Source organism: Micrococcus sp. KRD026 (genome assembly GCF_017168445.1).
Classification (GTDB): Bacteria; Actinomycetota; Actinomycetes; order Actinomycetales; family Micrococcaceae; genus Micrococcus; species Micrococcus luteus.
Map to the genome: position 1 here is coordinate 77588 of NZ_JABFBA010000019.1, position 16124 is coordinate 93711.

General features: G+C 71.6%; 15 protein-coding genes. 13 read left to right on the plus strand and 2 right to left on the minus strand.

Annotated features, from left to right (window positions below; translation table 11 throughout):
* The 7 genes from J1M40_RS06765 to J1M40_RS06795 all read left to right on the plus strand — a co-directional run.
* The coding region (locus J1M40_RS06765) for a PhoH family protein (protein ID WP_036315146.1) at positions 1-1022 on the plus strand (1022 nt) is incomplete at its 5' end.
* Positions 1012-1485 (plus strand): rRNA maturation RNase YbeY, encoded by a 474-nt coding sequence (gene ybeY, locus J1M40_RS06770; protein WP_010078622.1) that lies wholly within the window; start codon positions 1012-1014, stop codon positions 1483-1485. The genes J1M40_RS06765 and ybeY, both read left to right, overlap by 11 nt.
* Before the next feature lie 11 nt (positions 1486-1496).
* On the plus strand, positions 1497-2822 hold the full coding sequence (locus J1M40_RS06775) for a hemolysin family protein (protein ID WP_159228124.1): 1326 nt from the start codon (positions 1497-1499) through the stop codon (positions 2820-2822).
* A gap of 43 nt (positions 2823-2865) precedes the next feature.
* Complete coding sequence (gene era / locus J1M40_RS06780) at positions 2866-3831, plus strand: GTPase Era (protein ID WP_002854662.1); 966 nt, start codon at positions 2866-2868, stop codon at positions 3829-3831.
* Between the two features lie 337 nt (positions 3832-4168).
* Entirely contained in the window at positions 4169-5902 is a 1734-nt protein-coding gene (gene leuA / locus J1M40_RS06785; RefSeq protein ID WP_036315132.1) for a 2-isopropylmalate synthase, read from the plus strand.
* On the plus strand, positions 5899-6720 hold the full coding sequence (gene recO / locus J1M40_RS06790) for a DNA repair protein RecO (protein ID WP_122054344.1): 822 nt from the start codon (positions 5899-5901) through the stop codon (positions 6718-6720). The genes leuA and recO overlap by 4 nt, the downstream gene beginning before the upstream one ends.
* Complete coding sequence (locus J1M40_RS06795; protein WP_036315127.1) at positions 6717-7574, plus strand: isoprenyl transferase; 858 nt, start codon at positions 6717-6719, stop codon at positions 7572-7574. Before recO ends, J1M40_RS06795 begins: the two co-directional genes overlap by 4 nt.
* Here the strand turns inward: J1M40_RS06795 and J1M40_RS06800 are convergent.
* Entirely contained in the window at positions 7520-8623 is a 1104-nt protein-coding gene (locus tag J1M40_RS06800; protein ID WP_036315124.1) for an alpha/beta hydrolase, read from the minus strand. The genes J1M40_RS06795 and J1M40_RS06800 overlap by 55 nt on opposite strands.
* Positions 8624-8678: 55 nt before the next feature.
* Here J1M40_RS06800 and J1M40_RS06805 point away from each other — a divergent pair, with 55 nt between their 5' ends.
* Complete coding sequence (locus J1M40_RS06805) at positions 8679-9806, plus strand: quinone-dependent dihydroorotate dehydrogenase (RefSeq protein ID WP_051995260.1); 1128 nt, start codon at positions 8679-8681, stop codon at positions 9804-9806.
* Positions 9807-9873: 67 nt separating this feature from the next.
* Here J1M40_RS06805 and J1M40_RS06810 read toward each other — a convergent pair whose 3' ends face one another.
* Positions 9874-10494 (minus strand): DUF3043 domain-containing protein, encoded by a 621-nt coding sequence (locus J1M40_RS06810; protein WP_036315121.1) that lies wholly within the window; start codon positions 10492-10494, stop codon positions 9874-9876.
* Between the two features lie 80 nt (positions 10495-10574).
* Between J1M40_RS06810 and J1M40_RS06815 the strand changes: the two genes are divergently transcribed.
* From J1M40_RS06815 to J1M40_RS06835, 5 genes are all read left to right on the plus strand, one after another.
* Positions 10575-11978 carry a dipeptidase gene (locus J1M40_RS06815; RefSeq protein WP_036315118.1) on the plus strand — a complete coding sequence of 468 codons (1404 nt, stop codon included), beginning with the start codon at positions 10575-10577 and terminating at the stop codon, positions 11976-11978.
* 121 nt (positions 11979-12099) lie between these two features.
* Positions 12100-12492: an iron-sulfur cluster insertion protein ErpA gene (gene erpA, locus J1M40_RS06820; RefSeq protein ID WP_002854644.1), complete on the plus strand. Its 393-nt coding sequence runs from the start codon at positions 12100-12102 to the stop codon at positions 12490-12492.
* A 335-nt stretch (positions 12493-12827) separates the two neighbouring features.
* Entirely contained in the window at positions 12828-13688 is an 861-nt protein-coding gene (coxB, locus tag J1M40_RS06825; RefSeq protein ID WP_080695880.1) for a cytochrome c oxidase subunit II, read from the plus strand.
* Positions 13688-15397, plus strand: coding sequence for a cytochrome c oxidase subunit I (ctaD, locus tag J1M40_RS06830; RefSeq protein ID WP_051995259.1), 1710 nt, complete (start codon positions 13688-13690; stop codon positions 15395-15397). Before coxB ends, ctaD begins: the two co-directional genes overlap by 1 nt.
* Positions 15394-15795 (plus strand): cytochrome c oxidase subunit 4, encoded by a 402-nt coding sequence (locus tag J1M40_RS06835; RefSeq protein WP_036315109.1) that lies wholly within the window; start codon positions 15394-15396, stop codon positions 15793-15795. The genes ctaD and J1M40_RS06835 overlap by 4 nt, the downstream gene beginning before the upstream one ends.
* Positions 15796-16124: the final 329 nt, after the last annotated feature.

The following is a 16124-nucleotide window of genomic DNA, read 5'->3' on the forward strand; positions in this document are numbered from 1 at the left end:
CCACGACCCCGACCCCGCCCGCCACCGCGCACGAGGGGGTGGCGTTCGAGTCCGCCGACCTCATGGTCCGCACGCTCGGACCGCAGGACGCCCTGCTGCGGATCCTCGGCGGCGTGTTCCCCACCGTGGACGTCACGGTCCGCGACCAGCGGCTGGACCTGGCCGGGCCGGTGGCCGAGGTGGCCACGGTGCGGCGCGTCGTCGAGGACCTGCGCTCGATCGCCCGCCGCGACCAGGCCGTCACCCCCGAGGTGATGGGCCAGGTGGTCCACCACGTCCGCGACGCCGCCACCGGGCGCGGCGCGGGTCAGCTGCACCTGGACTCGATCCTCTCGGGCCGGGGCCGCCGCATCCGCGCGAAGACCCTGCACCAGCAGGACTACGTGGAGGCGATCGACCGCTCCACCGTCGTCTTCGGCATCGGCCCGGCCGGCACCGGCAAGACCTACCTGGCGATGGCCAAGGCGGTGCAGGCGCTGCAGGCCAAGGAGGTCAACCGGATCATCCTCACCCGCCCGGCCGTCGAGGCCGGCGAACGGCTCGGCTTCCTGCCCGGCGGGCTCTCCGAGAAGATCGACCCGTACCTGCGCCCCCTGTACGACGCGCTGCACGACATGATCGAGCCCGAGTCGATCCCGCGGCTGATGGAGGCCGGGACCATCGAGGTCGCCCCGCTGGCGTACATGCGCGGCCGCACCCTGAACGACGCGTTCGTGATCCTCGACGAGGCCCAGAACACCACCGGCGAGCAGATGAAGATGTTCCTGACCCGCCTCGGCTTCGGTGCGCGCATGGTCGTCACGGGCGACACCTCGCAGGTGGACCTGCCGCGCGGCACCCAGTCCGGCCTGGCCCAAGCCGTCGAGGTGCTCGAGGGGATCGAGGGACTGGAGATGGTCCGCTTCGACTCCTCCGACGTGGTCCGGCACTCGCTGGTGAGCGCCATCGTGGACGCCTACGACGCCGCCCGCGGGCCCGCGGAGCGGTCCCAGAAGCGAGGAGGGGCCCGCCGTGGCCGTTGAGATCCTGAACGAGTCGGGGATCGAGGTCCCCGAGGACGCGCTGCTGCGCATGGCCCGGCACGTGTACGCGCGCCTGCACGTCCACGAGCGCGCCGAGACGGCCGTGACCGTCGTGGACGCCGCGCGCATGGCCGAGCTGCACGAGGAGTGGATGGACCTGCCCGGGCCCACCGACGTGATGAGCCTGCCCATGGACGAGCTGACCCCCGGCTCGCCCGAGGCGCCGGCCGAGGGCGTGCTGGGCGACGTCGTGCTCTGCCCCGAGGTCGCCGCCGAGCAGGCGGCGCGCGGCGGGCACTCCCGTGACGACGAGCTGCTCCTGCTGCTCACCCACGGCATGCTCCACCTGCTCGGGTACGACCACGTCGAGGACGCCGAGCGCGAGGAGATGTTCACGCTCCAGGATCGGCTCGTCTCCGAGGTCCTTGGCCGGCCCGCCCCGGCCCCCACCGTCGAGGATTGAGGGCACCGCCCATGCTGACACCCGCCGTCCTTTTCGCCCTCTTCCTGGTCTTCCTCGGCCTGACCTGGACGCTGTCCCTGGCCGAGTCCGCGTTCTCCTACCTCTCCCGGCGGGATGCGGAGGACATCGTCCGCGAGCAGCCCGGCTCCAAGGTCCTGGAGATCGCCCGCGAGCGGGAGAGCCACCTCGGGGCCCTGCGGGTCTGGCGCTTCGTGGCCGAGGCCCTGTCCGCCGTCTGCCTGACCGCGGCCGCCGACGCGGTGGTGGACGACACGTGGCTCGCCGTGGCGATCGCCGCGGTCGTGCTCGTGGGCGTGGCCGCCCTGCTGGGCGTCTGGAGCCCGCGGCCGATCGGCTCCCGCAACGAGGCCGCCGTCACCCGCCGCCTGGGCGGGCTCGTGTGGGTGCTCCGCCGGGCCCTGGGCCCGCTCGCCGCCCGACTGGACCGGGACCGGCGCCGTCGCGAGGTCGAGCCGGAGGACGAGGACGACTTCCAGGAGCGCCACCTGCGTGAGTTCGTCGCCCGCGCCCACGACGCGGACGTGCTCGCGGACTCCGAGGCGGAGCTGATCCAGTCGGTGTTCTCCATGAACGACACCATCGTCCGCTCCGTCATGGTGCCGCGCACCGACGTCGTCACCATCGACGCCGACCACACGCTCGGCCAGGCGATGGCCCTGTTCCTGCGCTCCGGCAACTCCCGCATCCCGGTGATCGGCGACGACGCCGACGACATCCGGGGCATGCTGCACCTCAAGGACGTCACCCGCGCCCTGCACCACGACGGCGCTGCGACCGACACCCCCGTCACCGAGGTCATGCGCGACGTCCGCTTCGTCCCCGAGTCGAAGTCCGTGGCGACCCTCCTGCAGGAGCTGCAGCGCGAGTCCACCCACGTGGCCGTGGTGGTGGACGAGTACGGCGGCACGGCGGGGCTCGTGACCCTCGAGGACCTCATCGAGGAGATCGTCGGCGAGATCTACGACGAGGACGACCGCCCGGACCGCCCCGAGGTGGAGTTCGTCGCGCCCGGCGTCTACTCCGTCGACGCGCGCATGGGCATCCACGACTTCCGGGAGGAGTTCGAGCTGCCGGAGGAGGACGAGGACGACGACGTCGACACGGTCGGCGGCCTGCTCGCCAAGGAGCTCGGCCGCGTCCCGATCCAGGGCTCGCGCGTCGTGGTCCAGGGGATCGAGCTCGTCGCGGACACCCTCGAGCCCCGCCGCAACCGGGTCGCGCGCCTGCGCGTCTCCGAGACCCCCGACCGTCCGGTGCGGCTGCGCCGGCGCGAGGAGCAGGCCCACGGCGCCGAGCCCGCCGACCCCGTGGCCTGAGCCGGCCGCCCCACCCCACTCCCTGCCTGACAAGGATGACCCCATGACCGATCTCGTCGATCCGGCCCGCGCCGCGGACGGCTTCCGTTCCGGCTTCGTCTCGCTCGTGGGCCGGCCGAACGCTGGCAAGTCCACGCTGACCAACGCGCTGGTGGGGGAGAAGGTGGCGATCACCTCCTCCAAGCCGCAGACCACGCGCCACACCATCCGCGGAATCGTCCACCGCGAGGACTTCCAGCTCGTGCTCGTGGACACCCCGGGTCTGCACCGGCCCCGCACCCTGCTCGGCGAGCGCCTCAACGACCTCGTGGCGGAGACGCTCAACGAGGTCGACGCCGTGGGCATGTGCCTGCCGGCCGACGAGGCGATCGGCCCGGGCGACCGGTTCATCGCCCAGCAGCTCTCCTACCTGCACCGCACCCCGGTGGTCGCCGTGGTGACGAAGACGGACAAGGTGGGCCCGGAGCAGCTCATGGCGCAGCTCGTGGCCGTGACCGCGCTGGGCGACGAGGTCCTCGGGCCGGAGAACGGCGGGGAGGGCTTCGCGGCCGTCGTGCCGGTCTCGGCGGTGGCCGGCCGCCAGGTCGACGACGTCCTGGGCGTCTTCGCGGGCCTGCTGCCGGCCGGGCCGCCCCTCTATCCCGACGGCGAGCTCACGGACGAGCCGGAGGCGGTCATGGTGGCCGAGCTCATCCGGGAGGCGGCCCTGGAGGGCGTGCGCGACGAGCTGCCGCACTCGGTGGCCGTGGTGGTCGAGGAGATGTCCCTGCGCGAGGACCGCCCCGCGGATCGGCCCCTCATGGACGTGTGGGCGAACGTCTTCGTCGAGCGGGACAGCCAGAAGGGCATCATCATCGGCAAGGGCGGCTCCCGGCTGCGTGAGATCGGCGCGCAGGCGCGGGCGGGCATCGAGCGCATGCTCGGCACCAAGGTGCACCTGGACCTGCGGGTCAAGGTCGCCAAGGAGTGGCAGCGCGACCCCAAGCAGCTCGGCCGACTCGGCTTCTGAGCCGGAGGCCCCGGCCCGGTCGCGCACGCGCCGGAGCGGGCCGCCGTCGTCGTGCGTCACACGGGGGCGGCCTCCTGTGGCCCGGCCCACCTCGGTGCTAGGGTCGGGGGCATGTCCCTCCGCCTCGCGACGACAGCGCCGGCCACGGCCCGCCTGCTACTTCCCGGCCGCACGGGGTCCCCGTGCCAGGCCGTGATCCACGCCGCCTGAGCGCATGCGGAGGCAGGACGCCTCCCACCGGACCGGACACCCCGTGCGGAGCCCCTGACCTCCCGGTCCGGTCACCGACCATCCACCTTTCGCGCGGCCGCCGCGCGCACGTCGAGGGAGAACACGCATGAGCGCCCACCTGCAGAAGTCGTCGGGGATGAAGTTCCACAAGTACGTCCCGTTCCAGGACCAGATCGAGGTCGCCCTGCCGGACCGCACCTGGCCGGACAAGGTCATCACCGAGGCACCACGCTGGTGCGCCGTGGACCTGCGCGACGGCAACCAGGCCCTGATCGACCCCATGGGCCCCGAGCGCAAGCTGCGCATGTTCCAGCTGCTCGTCGGCATGGGCTTCAAGGAGATCGAGGTCGGCTTCCCGTCCGCCTCGCAGACCGACTACGACTTCGTCCGTCAGCTCATCGAGGGCGACCACATCCCGGACGACGTCACCATCCAGGTCCTCACGCAGTCCCGTGAGCACCTGATCGAGCGCACCTTCGAGGCGCTCGAGGGCGCCGACCGGGCCATCGTGCACCTGTACAACTCGACGTCGGTGCTGCAGCGCCGCGTGGTGTTCCGGCAGGACGAGGACGGGATCGTGGACATCGCGACCTCCGGCGCGCGCCTGGTGAAGAAGTTCGAAGAGCAGCTCAAGGGCACGCAGATCACCTACGAGTATTCGCCCGAGTCCTACACGGGCACCGAGCTCGAGTTCGCCCGGCGCATCTCGGACGAGGTGGCCACGGTCCTGGAGGCCTCGACCGACCGCAAGATGATCCTGAACCTGCCGGCGACGGTGGAGATGTCCACCCCGAACGTGTACGCCGACTCGATCGAGTGGATGCACCGCAACCTGGAGCACCGCGACTCGCTCATCCTCTCCCTGCACCCGCACAACGACCGCGGCACGGGCGTGGCCGCCGCCGAGCTGGGCTACCTGGCCGGGGCGGACCGCATCGAGGGGTGCCTGTTCGGCAACGGCGAGCGCACCGGCAACGTCGACCTGGTGACGCTGGGCATGAACCTGTACTCGCAGGGCATCGACCCCATGATCGACTTCTCCGACATGGACCACATCAAGCGCACGGTCGAGTACTGCAACCAGCTGGCCGTGCCCGAGCGCTCGCCCTGGGGCGGCGACCTCGTCTTCACGGCCTTCTCCGGCTCCCACCAGGACGCCATCAAGAAGGGCTTCGAGGCGATGGAGGTCGACGCGAAGGCGGCCGGCACGGACGTGGACGGCATCCCGTGGGCCGTGCCGTACCTGCCCATCGACCCGAAGGACATCGGCCGCTCGTACGAAGCCGTCATCCGCGTGAACTCGCAGTCCGGCAAGGGCGGCGTCGCCTACCTGCTCAAGTCCGAGCACAACCTGGACCTGCCGCGCCGCGCGCAGATCGAGTTCTCCCACGTCATCCAGGATCTGGCCGACGCCCAGGGCGGCGAGGTCTCCGGCGCCGACCTGTGGCGCGTGTTCCAGGACGAGTATCTGCCCGCCGACGCGGCGGAGGCGCAGTGGGGCCGCTACCGGCTCCGCTCGGTCTCCTCGGCCTCCGGCGAGGACGGCGCGTTCCGGATGGAGGCCGAGCTCGAGGTCGACGGCGTCACGCAGACCCGCACGGCGCAGGGCAACGGCCCGATCGACGCGTTCCTGCGCATCCTCGGCGAGGAGGGCGTGGACGTCCGCGTGCTCGACTACTCCGAGCACGCACTGTCCGAGGGCGGCGCGGCCATGGCCGCCGCCTACGTGGAGGCGGCCGTGGGCGACCGTGTCCTCTGGGGCGTCGGCCTGGACCACAACACCACCACCGCCTCGCTGAAGGCCGTGGTGTCCGCGGTGAACCGCGCCCTGCGCGCGTGAGCGGCTCCGGCTCCTCCCGGCGGGGTGCGCGGCACGGCGGCTACGCGGCGAACTCGTTCCGCACCGAGGCCATCGTGCTGCGCACCCACCGTCTGGGGGAGGCCGATCGCATCATCGAGGCGCTCACCCCCGAGCACGGCCTGGTCCGGGCCATGGCCAAGGGGGTGCGCAAGACCTCCTCCCGGCTGGGCTCGGTGGTGGAGCCGTTCATGCACTCCACGCTCCAGCTCGCACGCGGCCGGGGGGAGCTGCACACCGTGAGCCAGGCGCAGCTGCTGCACCCGTACGCAACGATGCTGGCCGCTGACTACGACGCCTACACCGTCGCCGGCGCCCTCGCCGAGGCCGTCGAGCGGGTCCCCGCGGTCGACGACGACGGCCGGCGCGCCCAGTACCGCCTGTTCCACGGCGCGCTGGCCGCGCTGGCCCGCGGCGCGCACAACCCGCGCCTGATCCTGCACTCGTTCCTGCTGCGCGCGCTCGCCCAGGCCGGCTGGGCCCCGACCTTCGACCGGTGCGCCCGCTGCGGCGCCCCCGGCCCGCACACGGCACTGCACGTGGGCCTCGGCGGGGCCGTCTGCCCCGAGTGCAGGCCACCCGGTGCCGCTCACCCGGCCCCGGAGACCTTCGACCTGCTCTCGGCCCTCGCGGCGGGGGACTGGGCCACCGCGGACACCTCCGGGGCCCCCGCCCGCCGCGAGGCGGCCGGTATCGTGGCGGCGTACCTGCAGTTCCACGCCGAGCGGCGCCTGGTGTCCCTGTCCGTCCTGGACCAGGACCTCGGCCTCCCCGCCCCGCGCGTCGAGAGGAGACCATGAGCGCCGACCGAGCCCCGCAGTCCCCGCCGCCGCACCCCTCGGGCGCGGTCGCCCCGCGGATCGACCCGCGTTTCGTGCCCCGGCACGTGGCGATCGTGATGGACGGCAACGGACGGTGGGCCAACCAGCGCGGCCTGCCGCGCACCGAGGGCCATCGGGCCGGCGAGGCGGCGTTGCTGGACGTCGTCGCCGGGGCGGTGGAGCTGGGGATCGGCCACGTGTCCGCGTATGCGTTCTCCACCGAGAACTGGCGGCGCTCGGCGGAGGAGGTGCGCTTCCTCATGGGCTTCTCCCGGGACGTGCTGCGCCGGCAGCGGGACACCCTGCACTCGTGGAACGTGCGGATCCGGTGGAACGGGCGGGCCCCGCGCCTCTGGACCCCCGTGATCCGGGAGCTGCAGGAGGCCGAGGAGCTCACCCGCCACAACACCGGCACCACCCTGCACATGTGCGTGAACTACGGCAGCCGGGCCGAGATCCTGGACGGCGTCCAGGCGATCGCCGAAGAGGTCCGGGCCGGCCGGATGCGGCCGGGGGAGATCAGCGAGGACGTCATCACCCGCTACCTCGACCGCGGCTTCCGCACGGGTCAGGACATCGACGTCGTCCCGGACGTGGACCTGTTCCTGCGGACCTCGGGGGAGCAGCGCCTGTCCAACTATCTGCTGTGGCAGTCCGCCTACGCGGAGCTGCTGTTCCTGGACGTGCTGTGGCCGGACGTCGACCGGCGGACCCTGTGGGCCGCCGTCGAGACCTACGCCCGACGGGACCGCCGCTACGGCGGCGCCGTGGACACCCCTCAGCCGGCGCCGTCGTCCGGCGCGCCGGCCTCGGACGCCGACGGCGGCGCGTAGGCCCCCAGCCACGTGAGCGTCGCGGCACCGGCCGCCTCGCGCACCGACGCGGGGGAGGCGAACACGTCGTGCAGCGCGTCGGGGAGCCGGTGGACGGTCACCCGGTCGCCGAGCCGCAGGGAGCGGCGGGCCATGGCGTCGGGGTCCAGGACGATGTCCGAGGTCAGCATCGCCTCGGCGTAGGACGTGCCCCGATGCCCGCGCGCGGAGACGAGCACGAGGATCGGCACGGTGACGTCGAGCCGCCCGGCCACGGCCCGGTGCCCCGAGAGGACCGCGCTCAGCCAGGCGGCCGGCACCTCGAACGCGTGCGGGGGACGCCAGAGCGGGTGCAGGTCCCATTCGCCCTCGGCCTGGTCCGAGAGGGTGCGCCAGTAGTGGTCGATGCGCGGCAGCGTGAGCATGGCGTAGGGCTTCATGGCGGAGACGGGCCCCACGATGGACTTCGCCAGCAGGCGCACCCCCGCGCTGCCCTGCATCTCCAGCCACGGGCTGTTGAGCACGAGCGCGGCGAGGCGGCCGGGATTCCGGTCCGCCCACAGCGCGGCGATCAGCCCGCCGGTGGAGTGTCCCATGAGGATGGGCGGCAACGGGTGGTCCTGGGCGATGGTCTCGAACGCGGCCTCGAGGTCCGCGTCGTAGCGGGCCAGGTCGTCCGTCCAGCCGGGCGTCTGTCCCGTGCGCAGCGAGCGGCCGTAGTGGCGGAGGTCGACGGCGTGGAAGGCGTAGCCGGCGGCCTCGAACGCGTGGGCGAGCGGGGCGTTGTAGAAGTAGTCGCTCCAGCCGTGCACCGAGAGGATGGGCCGCCGGGCCGGGTCACGGGCGGCGTCGGTGCGCGGACGCACCACTGTGACAAGGTTCTGTCCTTGTTCATCGGTGTCGAGGCCGAGCGTGCATCGTTCGAAGCCCGGCAGCCCGTCCGGGACCCAGCCCAGGCCCGGCGGATCGTCGAGGAACGGGCGGGTGTCCTCCTCCGTCGGTCCGCCGGCGGGTGCGCCGTGCGGGGCGGAGGGGTCCGGGGGCGGCGGCTGGAGCGGGTCACGGGCCATCCGACCACTGTAGGAGGACCCCGGGCGGGCGGGAGGCCCGTGCGAGGATGGGGGCATGCAGCTGCCTGATCCCAAGTCCGCCGTCGACGGCATCCTGACCTCCCGCGCGCCTCGCCTGTACCCGCCCTTCTTCCGTGCCGTGTTCGGCGGCATGGACGCGGAGCGGGCGCATCATCGGGGCTTCGACGCGATCCGGCTGGCCGAGCGCACCGGGGCGTCCGCCGCCCTGCGCGCCGCCTTCCGCCCGGACCCGATGCTCGCGCGCACGGTCATGGGCCTGCGGTTCCCGACGCCCTTCGGCCTGGCCGCGGGGTTCGACAAGGACGGCCGGGGGACCGCCGCCCTGGCCGACCTCGGGTTCGGCCACATCGAGGTCGGCACGATCACGGCGCAGCCGCAGCCCGGCAACCCGCAGCCCCGACTGTTCCGTCTCGTGGACGACCGGGCGCTGGTCAACCGCATGGGCTTCAATAACGACGGCGCGGCGGCCGTCGCCCCCCGCCTGGCGCGGACCCGGCAGACGCTGGAGCGCCGCTTCGGCCCGGCCCGGCCGGTCCTGGGCGTGAACATCGGCAAGACCAAGGTGGTCCCGCTCGAGGACGCGGCGGACGACTACCGGGCCTCGACCCGCCTGCTCGCGCCCCACGCCGACTACCTGACGGTCAACGTGTCCTCACCGAACACGCCGGGGCTGCGTCAGCTGCAGGAGATCGACGCGCTGGAGCCGATCCTCACGGCGGTGCGCGAGGAGGCCGACCGTGCGGTCCCGGGCCGTCGCGTGCCGCTGACCGTGAAGATCGCCCCGGACCTGGCGGACGCCGACGTGCGCGCCGTCGGGGCGCTCGCCGAGCGCCTCGGACTCGACGGTGTCATCGCGACCAACACGACCGTCTCCCGGGAGGGTCTGCGCACCCCGCGTGCCGACGTGGACGCCCTGGGCGCGGGCGGCCTGTCCGGCGCCCCGCTCCAGGAGCGTTCGATGCGGGTGCTGCAGGTCCTGCGGGCGGCGCTGCCGACGGGCACCGCCGTCGTCAGCGTGGGCGGGGTGACGGACGCCGACGACGTCCAGGCCCGGCTCGACGCGGGCGCGGACCTCGTCCAGGGCTACACCGCGTTCCTCTACGAGGGGCCGTTCTGGGCCGGCCGGACCACCGCCGGGCTGGCGCGGTCCCTGCGGGGCTGACGGTCTGCTCGCCGGGGCCGCGACGGCCCGGACCCACCGGGGGTCCGGGCCGTCACGCGGTGTCGTGTCAGGCGGGGTACTCGCCCCGCTTGACCTGGGGCTTGGGCAGACGCATGCGGCGGAACTGCAGGGCCCGCATGATGCCGTAGAAGCCGGTCCCGGGCTCCGGCGTGCCGAAGCGCTCCGTGAGGCCCTTCTTGATGTGCCGGCTGACCAGGAAGCTCTCGATGAGCACGAGGGCCACGAGGGCGTACAGGCTGATCATCAGGATCAGCTGCGCCTCGCGGCCGGGGATGAACATGAGCACGACGTAGGCGAAGACGACGGGCATGAGCCACTCGCCGATGCCGGTGCGCGCGTCCACGTAGTCACGGACCCAGCGCTTCTGCGGCCCCTTGTCGCGTGCCGGGAGGCCGCGCTCGTCCCCGGTCTCCAGCGCGGCGCGCTGGCGCATCCGCTCCTGGGCCATCGCCTGACGCTCGGCCTTGCGGGCCGCCTTGCGATCCTCGGGGACCAGGGTGCGACGGCGCGCGGCCTCCTGGTCGCGGCGCCGTGGAGTCGGGCCCTTCTTGCCCTGCGAGCGGTCGCGCGGCGCGGCCCCGGACACGGCGCCCTCGGCGGGAGCAGCCGAGGAGCCGTGAGTCGAGGGGGCGGGCGCGGTCTCGGGGGTCTTGTCTCGCTTGAACACCCGTCCAGTCTAGTGGTGGGGCGCATCCGGCCCGGCCGGAGGCGCGGCCCTCGGCCCGGCCGCCGTCTACGCTGGCCGTCATGACTGACATCACCTCCCGTGCGCCGCAGGACGCGGCCCTCGTCTCCGCCGTCCGTGAGGCCGTCGAGGCCCGCTTCCCGACGACCCTCCAGACCCTCACCGATCTCGTGGCGATCCCGGGCATCGCCTGGGACTCAGCGGACCGCACCCAGCTCGAGCGGTCCGCCGAGGCCGTCGCGGGCCTGCTGCGCGCGGCGGGCCTGCAGCATGTGGAGATCGTGACCGAGACCCGCGACGACGGCCGGCCCGGCGGGCCGGCGGTGATCGGTGAGAAGCCCGGCGCCTCAGACAAGCCCACTGTCTTGTTGTATGCCCACCATGACGTGCAGCCGATCGGGGACGAGGACCTCTGGGACACCCCGCCGCTCGTGGCCACCGAGCGCGGCGGGCGGCTGTACGGCCGCGGCGCCGCCGACGACAAGGCCGGCATCATGGTCCACCTCGCCGCCCTCGCCGCCCTGCGGGATGTCCTGCCCGATGCCGGCGTCGGCGTCCGCGTGTTCATCGAGGGCGAGGAGGAGGCCGGCTCGCCCACCTTCCGCACCTTCCTGGAGAAGCACCGGGCGCGCCTCGACGCCGACGCGATCGTCGTCGCGGACTCGTCCAACTGGGCCGTGGGGGAGCCCGCGCTGACCACCTCCCTGCGCGGGCTGGTGGACGGCACGGTGACCGTCCGGGTGCTCGACCACGCCGTGCACTCCGGCATGTTCGGCGGGCCGGTCCTGGACGCCGTCGTCCTGCTCTCGCGGCTGATCGCGACGCTCCACGACGCGGACGGGGCGGTCGCCGTGCCCGGCCTCGAGCCGCGGCAGACCGCAGGCCTGGACTACCCGGAGGACGTCTTCCGTGCGGACGCGGGCGTGCTGGACGGGGTGACCCTGGCCGGCCGCGGTCCGGTCGCGGACCGGCTGTGGAACGCTCCCGCGCTGAGCATCATCGGGATCGACGCGCCCTCGGTCGCGGAGTCCTCGAACACGATCCAGCCCGCGGCGCGCGCCAAGTTCTCGCTGCGCCTGGGCCCCGGCATGGACCCCGCGGAGGCCTTCGAGGCCCTGCGCACCCACCTGGAGGCGCAGTCCGCGGCGGTGCTCGGGGCGGAGATCACGGTCACCGCGGGGGAGTTCGGTCAGCCGTTCACGACGGACACCTCGGCCACCGCCGCGGCCGCGATGATGGCGGCCCTGGAGGACGCCTGGGACGTCGAGCCCCGGGCGATCGGCATGGGCGGCTCCATCCCGTTCACCGCGGACCTCGCCCAGGTCTTCCCGGAGGCCACCCTCCTCATCACGGGCGTGGAGGACCCGGACACGCGGGCGCATTCGGCCAACGAGTCGCTGCACATCGACGACTTCCAGCGGGCCGTCGTGGCCGAGGCGCTCTGGCTCGCGCGGCTCTCCGCATGAGCGCCGCCCGTTCCGCCGCCGGTGCGGCGGACCGGGAATGCTCCGTGGGCGGCTAGTGTTGCCCGGGAGACCACACGCGCGTGACGGCCCCGTCCGCGCCCCATGATCTGAGGAGGTCACGATGGCTCTGTCCGCAGAGGAGACCGGCGTCGAGATCGGCGCGACCCAGGACGCCGAGGGCCTGCCCCCGCACGAGGTCGAGCTGACCGACGTGGCGGCCGGCAAGGTGCGCTCGCTGCTCGAGCAGGAGGGCCGCACGGACCTGCGGCTGCGCGTTGCTGTGCAGCCGGGCGGCTGCTCGGGCCTGATCTACCAGCTCTACTTCGACGAGCGCGTCCTCGACGGCGACACCGTCCGTGACTATGACGGGGTCGAGGTGATCGTCGACAAGATGAGCGTGCCCTACCTCATGGGCGCGACCATCGACTTCGAGGACACCATCTCGAAGCAGGGCTTCACGATCGACAACCCCAACGCGGGCGGCTCGTGCGCCTGCGGCGACTCCTTCCACTGATCTGCGGGCGCCCGGAGCGCCACGGACCGCGAACCGGCGGGTCGGCCTCGGCCGGCCCGCCGTCGTCGTGTCCGGGCACCGCGCCCAGGATGCTCGGACCCGACTCCCAGACACGATCGGCACGTGTCACGGTGCGGAGAATCCGCGTGTTTCGGCTTAGACTGGCTCTGAATCATCAGGGCATACCCGTGCTCCCTGCGAGGACGTTGCGAGAAGTCGCCGAATCGCCGGGGGAGCGGGCACGCCCCTCGCACACGAGATGAAGAGGAAGGCCGTCTGTGAGAGCACAGAATGACGCCGGACGTCGGACTCGCCGCCGCTGGACCGCCGGTGCCGTGGGCACCACATCGCTCCTGGTGCTGACCGGGTGTTCGGCAGAGGTCCAGCGCGGCTGGTACCCCGGCACCCGGGACACCACCAACCACAACGCCCAGCTCACCGACCTGTGGGTGAACTCCTGGATCGCGGCCATGGTCGTCGGCCTGCTGGCCTGGGGCGCCATGATCTGGTGCATGGTGGCGTACCGCCGCCGCAAGAACGACCAGGGCTTCCCGAAGCAGACGGCCTACAACGTGCCGCTCGAGACCATGTTCACGGCCATCCCGATCCTGATGGTCTTCACCCTCTGGGGCTTCACCAACCGCGTCCAGACCGAGGTCGACCGCCCCGTGGACGACTCGCCGCTGACCGTCACCGTGTACGGCAAGCAGTGGTCCTGGGACTTCAACTACTCCTACGAGCAGGAGAACGGCGAGGTCATCGAGGCCCACTACTCCGGAATCCAGGCCCAGCTGGACGGCACCGAGGGCGTGCGTGACACCCTTCCGGTCCTGTACCTGCCGAATGACGTGCCGGTGCACTTCGAGCTGAAGTCCCGTGACGTGGCCCACTCCTTCTGGATCCCGCAGTTCCTCCAGAAGCGTGACATGGTGCCCGGCAAGACCAACCACCTGTACCTGACCCCCCAGGAGCTGGGCAGCTACGACGGCAAGTGCGCCGAGCTGTGCGGCGAGTCCCACTCCGAGATGCTCTTCAACGTGGAGGTCGTCGACGAGGCGGAGTTCGTCCAGCGCCTCGAGGAGATGGAGCCGGGTCAGGTGGGCGACGAGTACAGCCGCAATCCCAACAACAACCCTGACGGCGCCGGGACGATGGAGCGCGATCTCCAGACCCCCCGCGGTGGAGGTAGCCACTGATGACCACTTACGAGTACGCAACGGATGAGGTGCGCTCACAGGCGCAGCCTCGTGTGGTGCCCCGTTCGCTGGGCAAGATCGTCGTCAGCTGGCTGACGACGACCGACCACAAGGTGCTCGGGTACATGTACCTGATCACGTCCTTCGTCTTCTTCTGCATCGGCGGCGTCATGGCCCTCATGATCCGCGCGGAGCTCTTCGAGCCCGGCATGCAGATCCTGCAGACGAAGGAGCAGTACAACCAGCTGTTCACCATGCACGGCACGCTCATGCTGCTCATGTTCGCGACCCCGCTCTTCGTGGGCTTCGCCAACGTGCTGGTGCCGCTGCAGATCGGTGCTCCGGACGTGTCCTTCCCGCGTCTGAACGCCTTGGCGTTCTGGTTCTTCCTGTTCGGCTCGCTCATCGCGACCGCCGGCTTCCTCACCCCGCAGGGTGCGGCCTCGTTCGGCTGGTTCGCCTACGCCCCGCTCTCCAACACCACGTACTCGCCGGGCGTCGGCGGTGACCTCTGGGTGTTCGGTCTGGTCCTCCAGGGCTTCGGCACGATCATGGGCGGCGTCAACTTCATCACCACGATCCTGACGATGCGTGCTCCTGGCATGACGATGTGGCGCATGCCGATCTTCACGTGGAACACGCTCATCACCGGCATCCTGATCATGATGGCGTTCCCGCCGCTGGCCTCCGCGCTCTTCGCGCTGGGCCTGGACCGTCGCTTCGGCGGCCACATCTTCAACCCGGAGAACGGCGGCGCCATCCTGTGGCAGCACCTCTTCTGGTTCTTCGGCCACCCCGAGGTGTACATCATCGCCCTGCCGTTCTTCGGCGTCGTGTCGGAGATCATCCCGGTGTTCTCCCGCAAGCCGATCTTCGGCTACAAGTCCATCGTGTTCGCGACGACGGCGATCGCCGCGCTCTCCGTGACGGTGTGGGCGCACCACATGTACGTGACCGGCGCCGTGCTCCTGCCGTTCTTCTCCGTGATGACCATGCTCATCGCGGTCCCGACCGGCGTGAAGTTCGTGAACTGGATCGGCACCATGTGGCGCGGTTCGATCACCTTCGAGACCCCGATGCTGTGGACGCTCGGCTTCATGGTCACCTTCCTGTTCGGTGGCCTGACCGGCGTCATCCTGGCGTCGCCGCCCCTGGACTTCCAGGTGTCCGACACGTACTTCGTCGTGGCGCACTTCCACTACGTCGTCTTCGGCACCGTGGTGTTCGCGATGTTCGCCGGCTTCTTCTTCTGGTGGCCGAAGTTCACCGGCAAGATGCTGAACGAGCGTCTCGGCAAGATCCAGTTCTGGATGCTGTTCGTGGGCTTCCACGGCACGTTCCTGATCCAGCACTGGCTCGGTGTCATCGGCATGCCCCGTCGCTACGCGGACTACATGGTGGAGGACAGCTTCCAGGCGATGAACGCGTTCTCCTCGGTGTTCTCCTTCGTTCTCGGCGCGTCGCTGATCCCGTTCTTCTGGAACGTCTACATCACCTCGCGCTATGGCAAGAAGGTCACCGTGGACGACCCGTGGGGCTTCGGCGCCTCGCTCGAGTGGACCACTTCGTGCCCGCCGCCGCGGCACAACTTCCACTCCCTGCCGCGCATCCGCTCCGAGCGTCCGGCGCTGGATCTGCACCACCCGGAGCTCTTCCCGCACTCGCCTCAGAACACGTCTGAGGCCTTCGGAGAGAAGGTCGCCCAGTGAAGGTCGCAGCCAACATCTTCTGGATCATCGGCCTGTTCTTCATCGCAGCCGCCACCCTCTACGGGTTCTGGGTCGAGTGGACCGAGTGGGCAGGCATCCCGGCCATCTACGCCGTGGGCGGGATGTCCTGGATGATCGCGTGGTACCTGAACGTCACCGAGCGGAAGTACGGCGTCGGGCCCGCCGATGATGCGGACGGCCAGATCGCCGACTACGCCGGCACCTACGGCACCTTCGCTCCCTGGAGCTGGTGGCCGCTGGGCCTCGGCCTGGCCTGCGCGATCATCGTGACCGGTCTGGCTGTCGGCTGGTGGATCTTCATCATCGGCGTCATCGCGGGCGCCTACTTCACCTTCGGGTGGGTCTACGAGTTCTCTCGGGGCAAGTACGCCCACTGACCCGACCGTCGTCGAACGCCGCAGGCCGGACCCCTTGGGGTCCGGCCTGCGGCGTTTTCATGCCGCGTGTGCTGCGGAGCGACACGGCGCCGTCGCGGGCAGCCAGCTCCTGCGCCGCGGGGCCGGTCACGGCGACCGGCCTACTCGCCGCTCGGGGGCCAGGCGTGGTGCCCGGGTGAAGGGTTCGCCTGGTGGCCCGTCCCGCTGTCTCGTGGTCTGCGTAGGCCCGGGCATCGACCGCCGCGCAGAGTCAGCGGCGCGCCAGGAGCGCCTCACCGCGCTGCCCATGACGACGTCTGCGTGCCGCGGCGGCACTTGAATGGGCCGTC

Bases quoted from the DNA above. Each gene is read 5' to 3' on its own strand.
- J1M40_RS06775 (WP_159228124.1), top strand. From the start codon at position 1,497: ATGCTGACACCCGCCGTCCTTTTCGCCCTCTTCCTGGTCTTCCTCGGC.
- era (WP_002854662.1), top strand. From the start codon at position 2,866: ATGACCGATCTCGTCGATCCGGCCCGCGCCGCGGACGGCTTCCGTTCC.
- leuA (WP_036315132.1), top strand. From the start codon at position 4,169: ATGAGCGCCCACCTGCAGAAGTCGTCGGGGATGAAGTTCCACAAGTAC.
- J1M40_RS06795 (WP_036315127.1), top strand. From the start codon at position 6,717: ATGAGCGCCGACCGAGCCCCGCAGTCCCCGCCGCCGCACCCCTCGGGC.
- J1M40_RS06800 (WP_036315124.1), bottom strand. From the start codon at position 8,623: ATGGCCCGTGACCCGCTCCAGCCGCCGCCCCCGGACCCCTCCGCCCCG.
- J1M40_RS06805 (WP_051995260.1), top strand. From the start codon at position 8,679: ATGCAGCTGCCTGATCCCAAGTCCGCCGTCGACGGCATCCTGACCTCC.
- J1M40_RS06815 (WP_036315118.1), top strand. From the start codon at position 10,575: ATGACTGACATCACCTCCCGTGCGCCGCAGGACGCGGCCCTCGTCTCC.
- erpA (WP_002854644.1), top strand. From the start codon at position 12,100: ATGGCTCTGTCCGCAGAGGAGACCGGCGTCGAGATCGGCGCGACCCAG.
- ctaD (WP_051995259.1), top strand. From the start codon at position 13,688: ATGACCACTTACGAGTACGCAACGGATGAGGTGCGCTCACAGGCGCAG.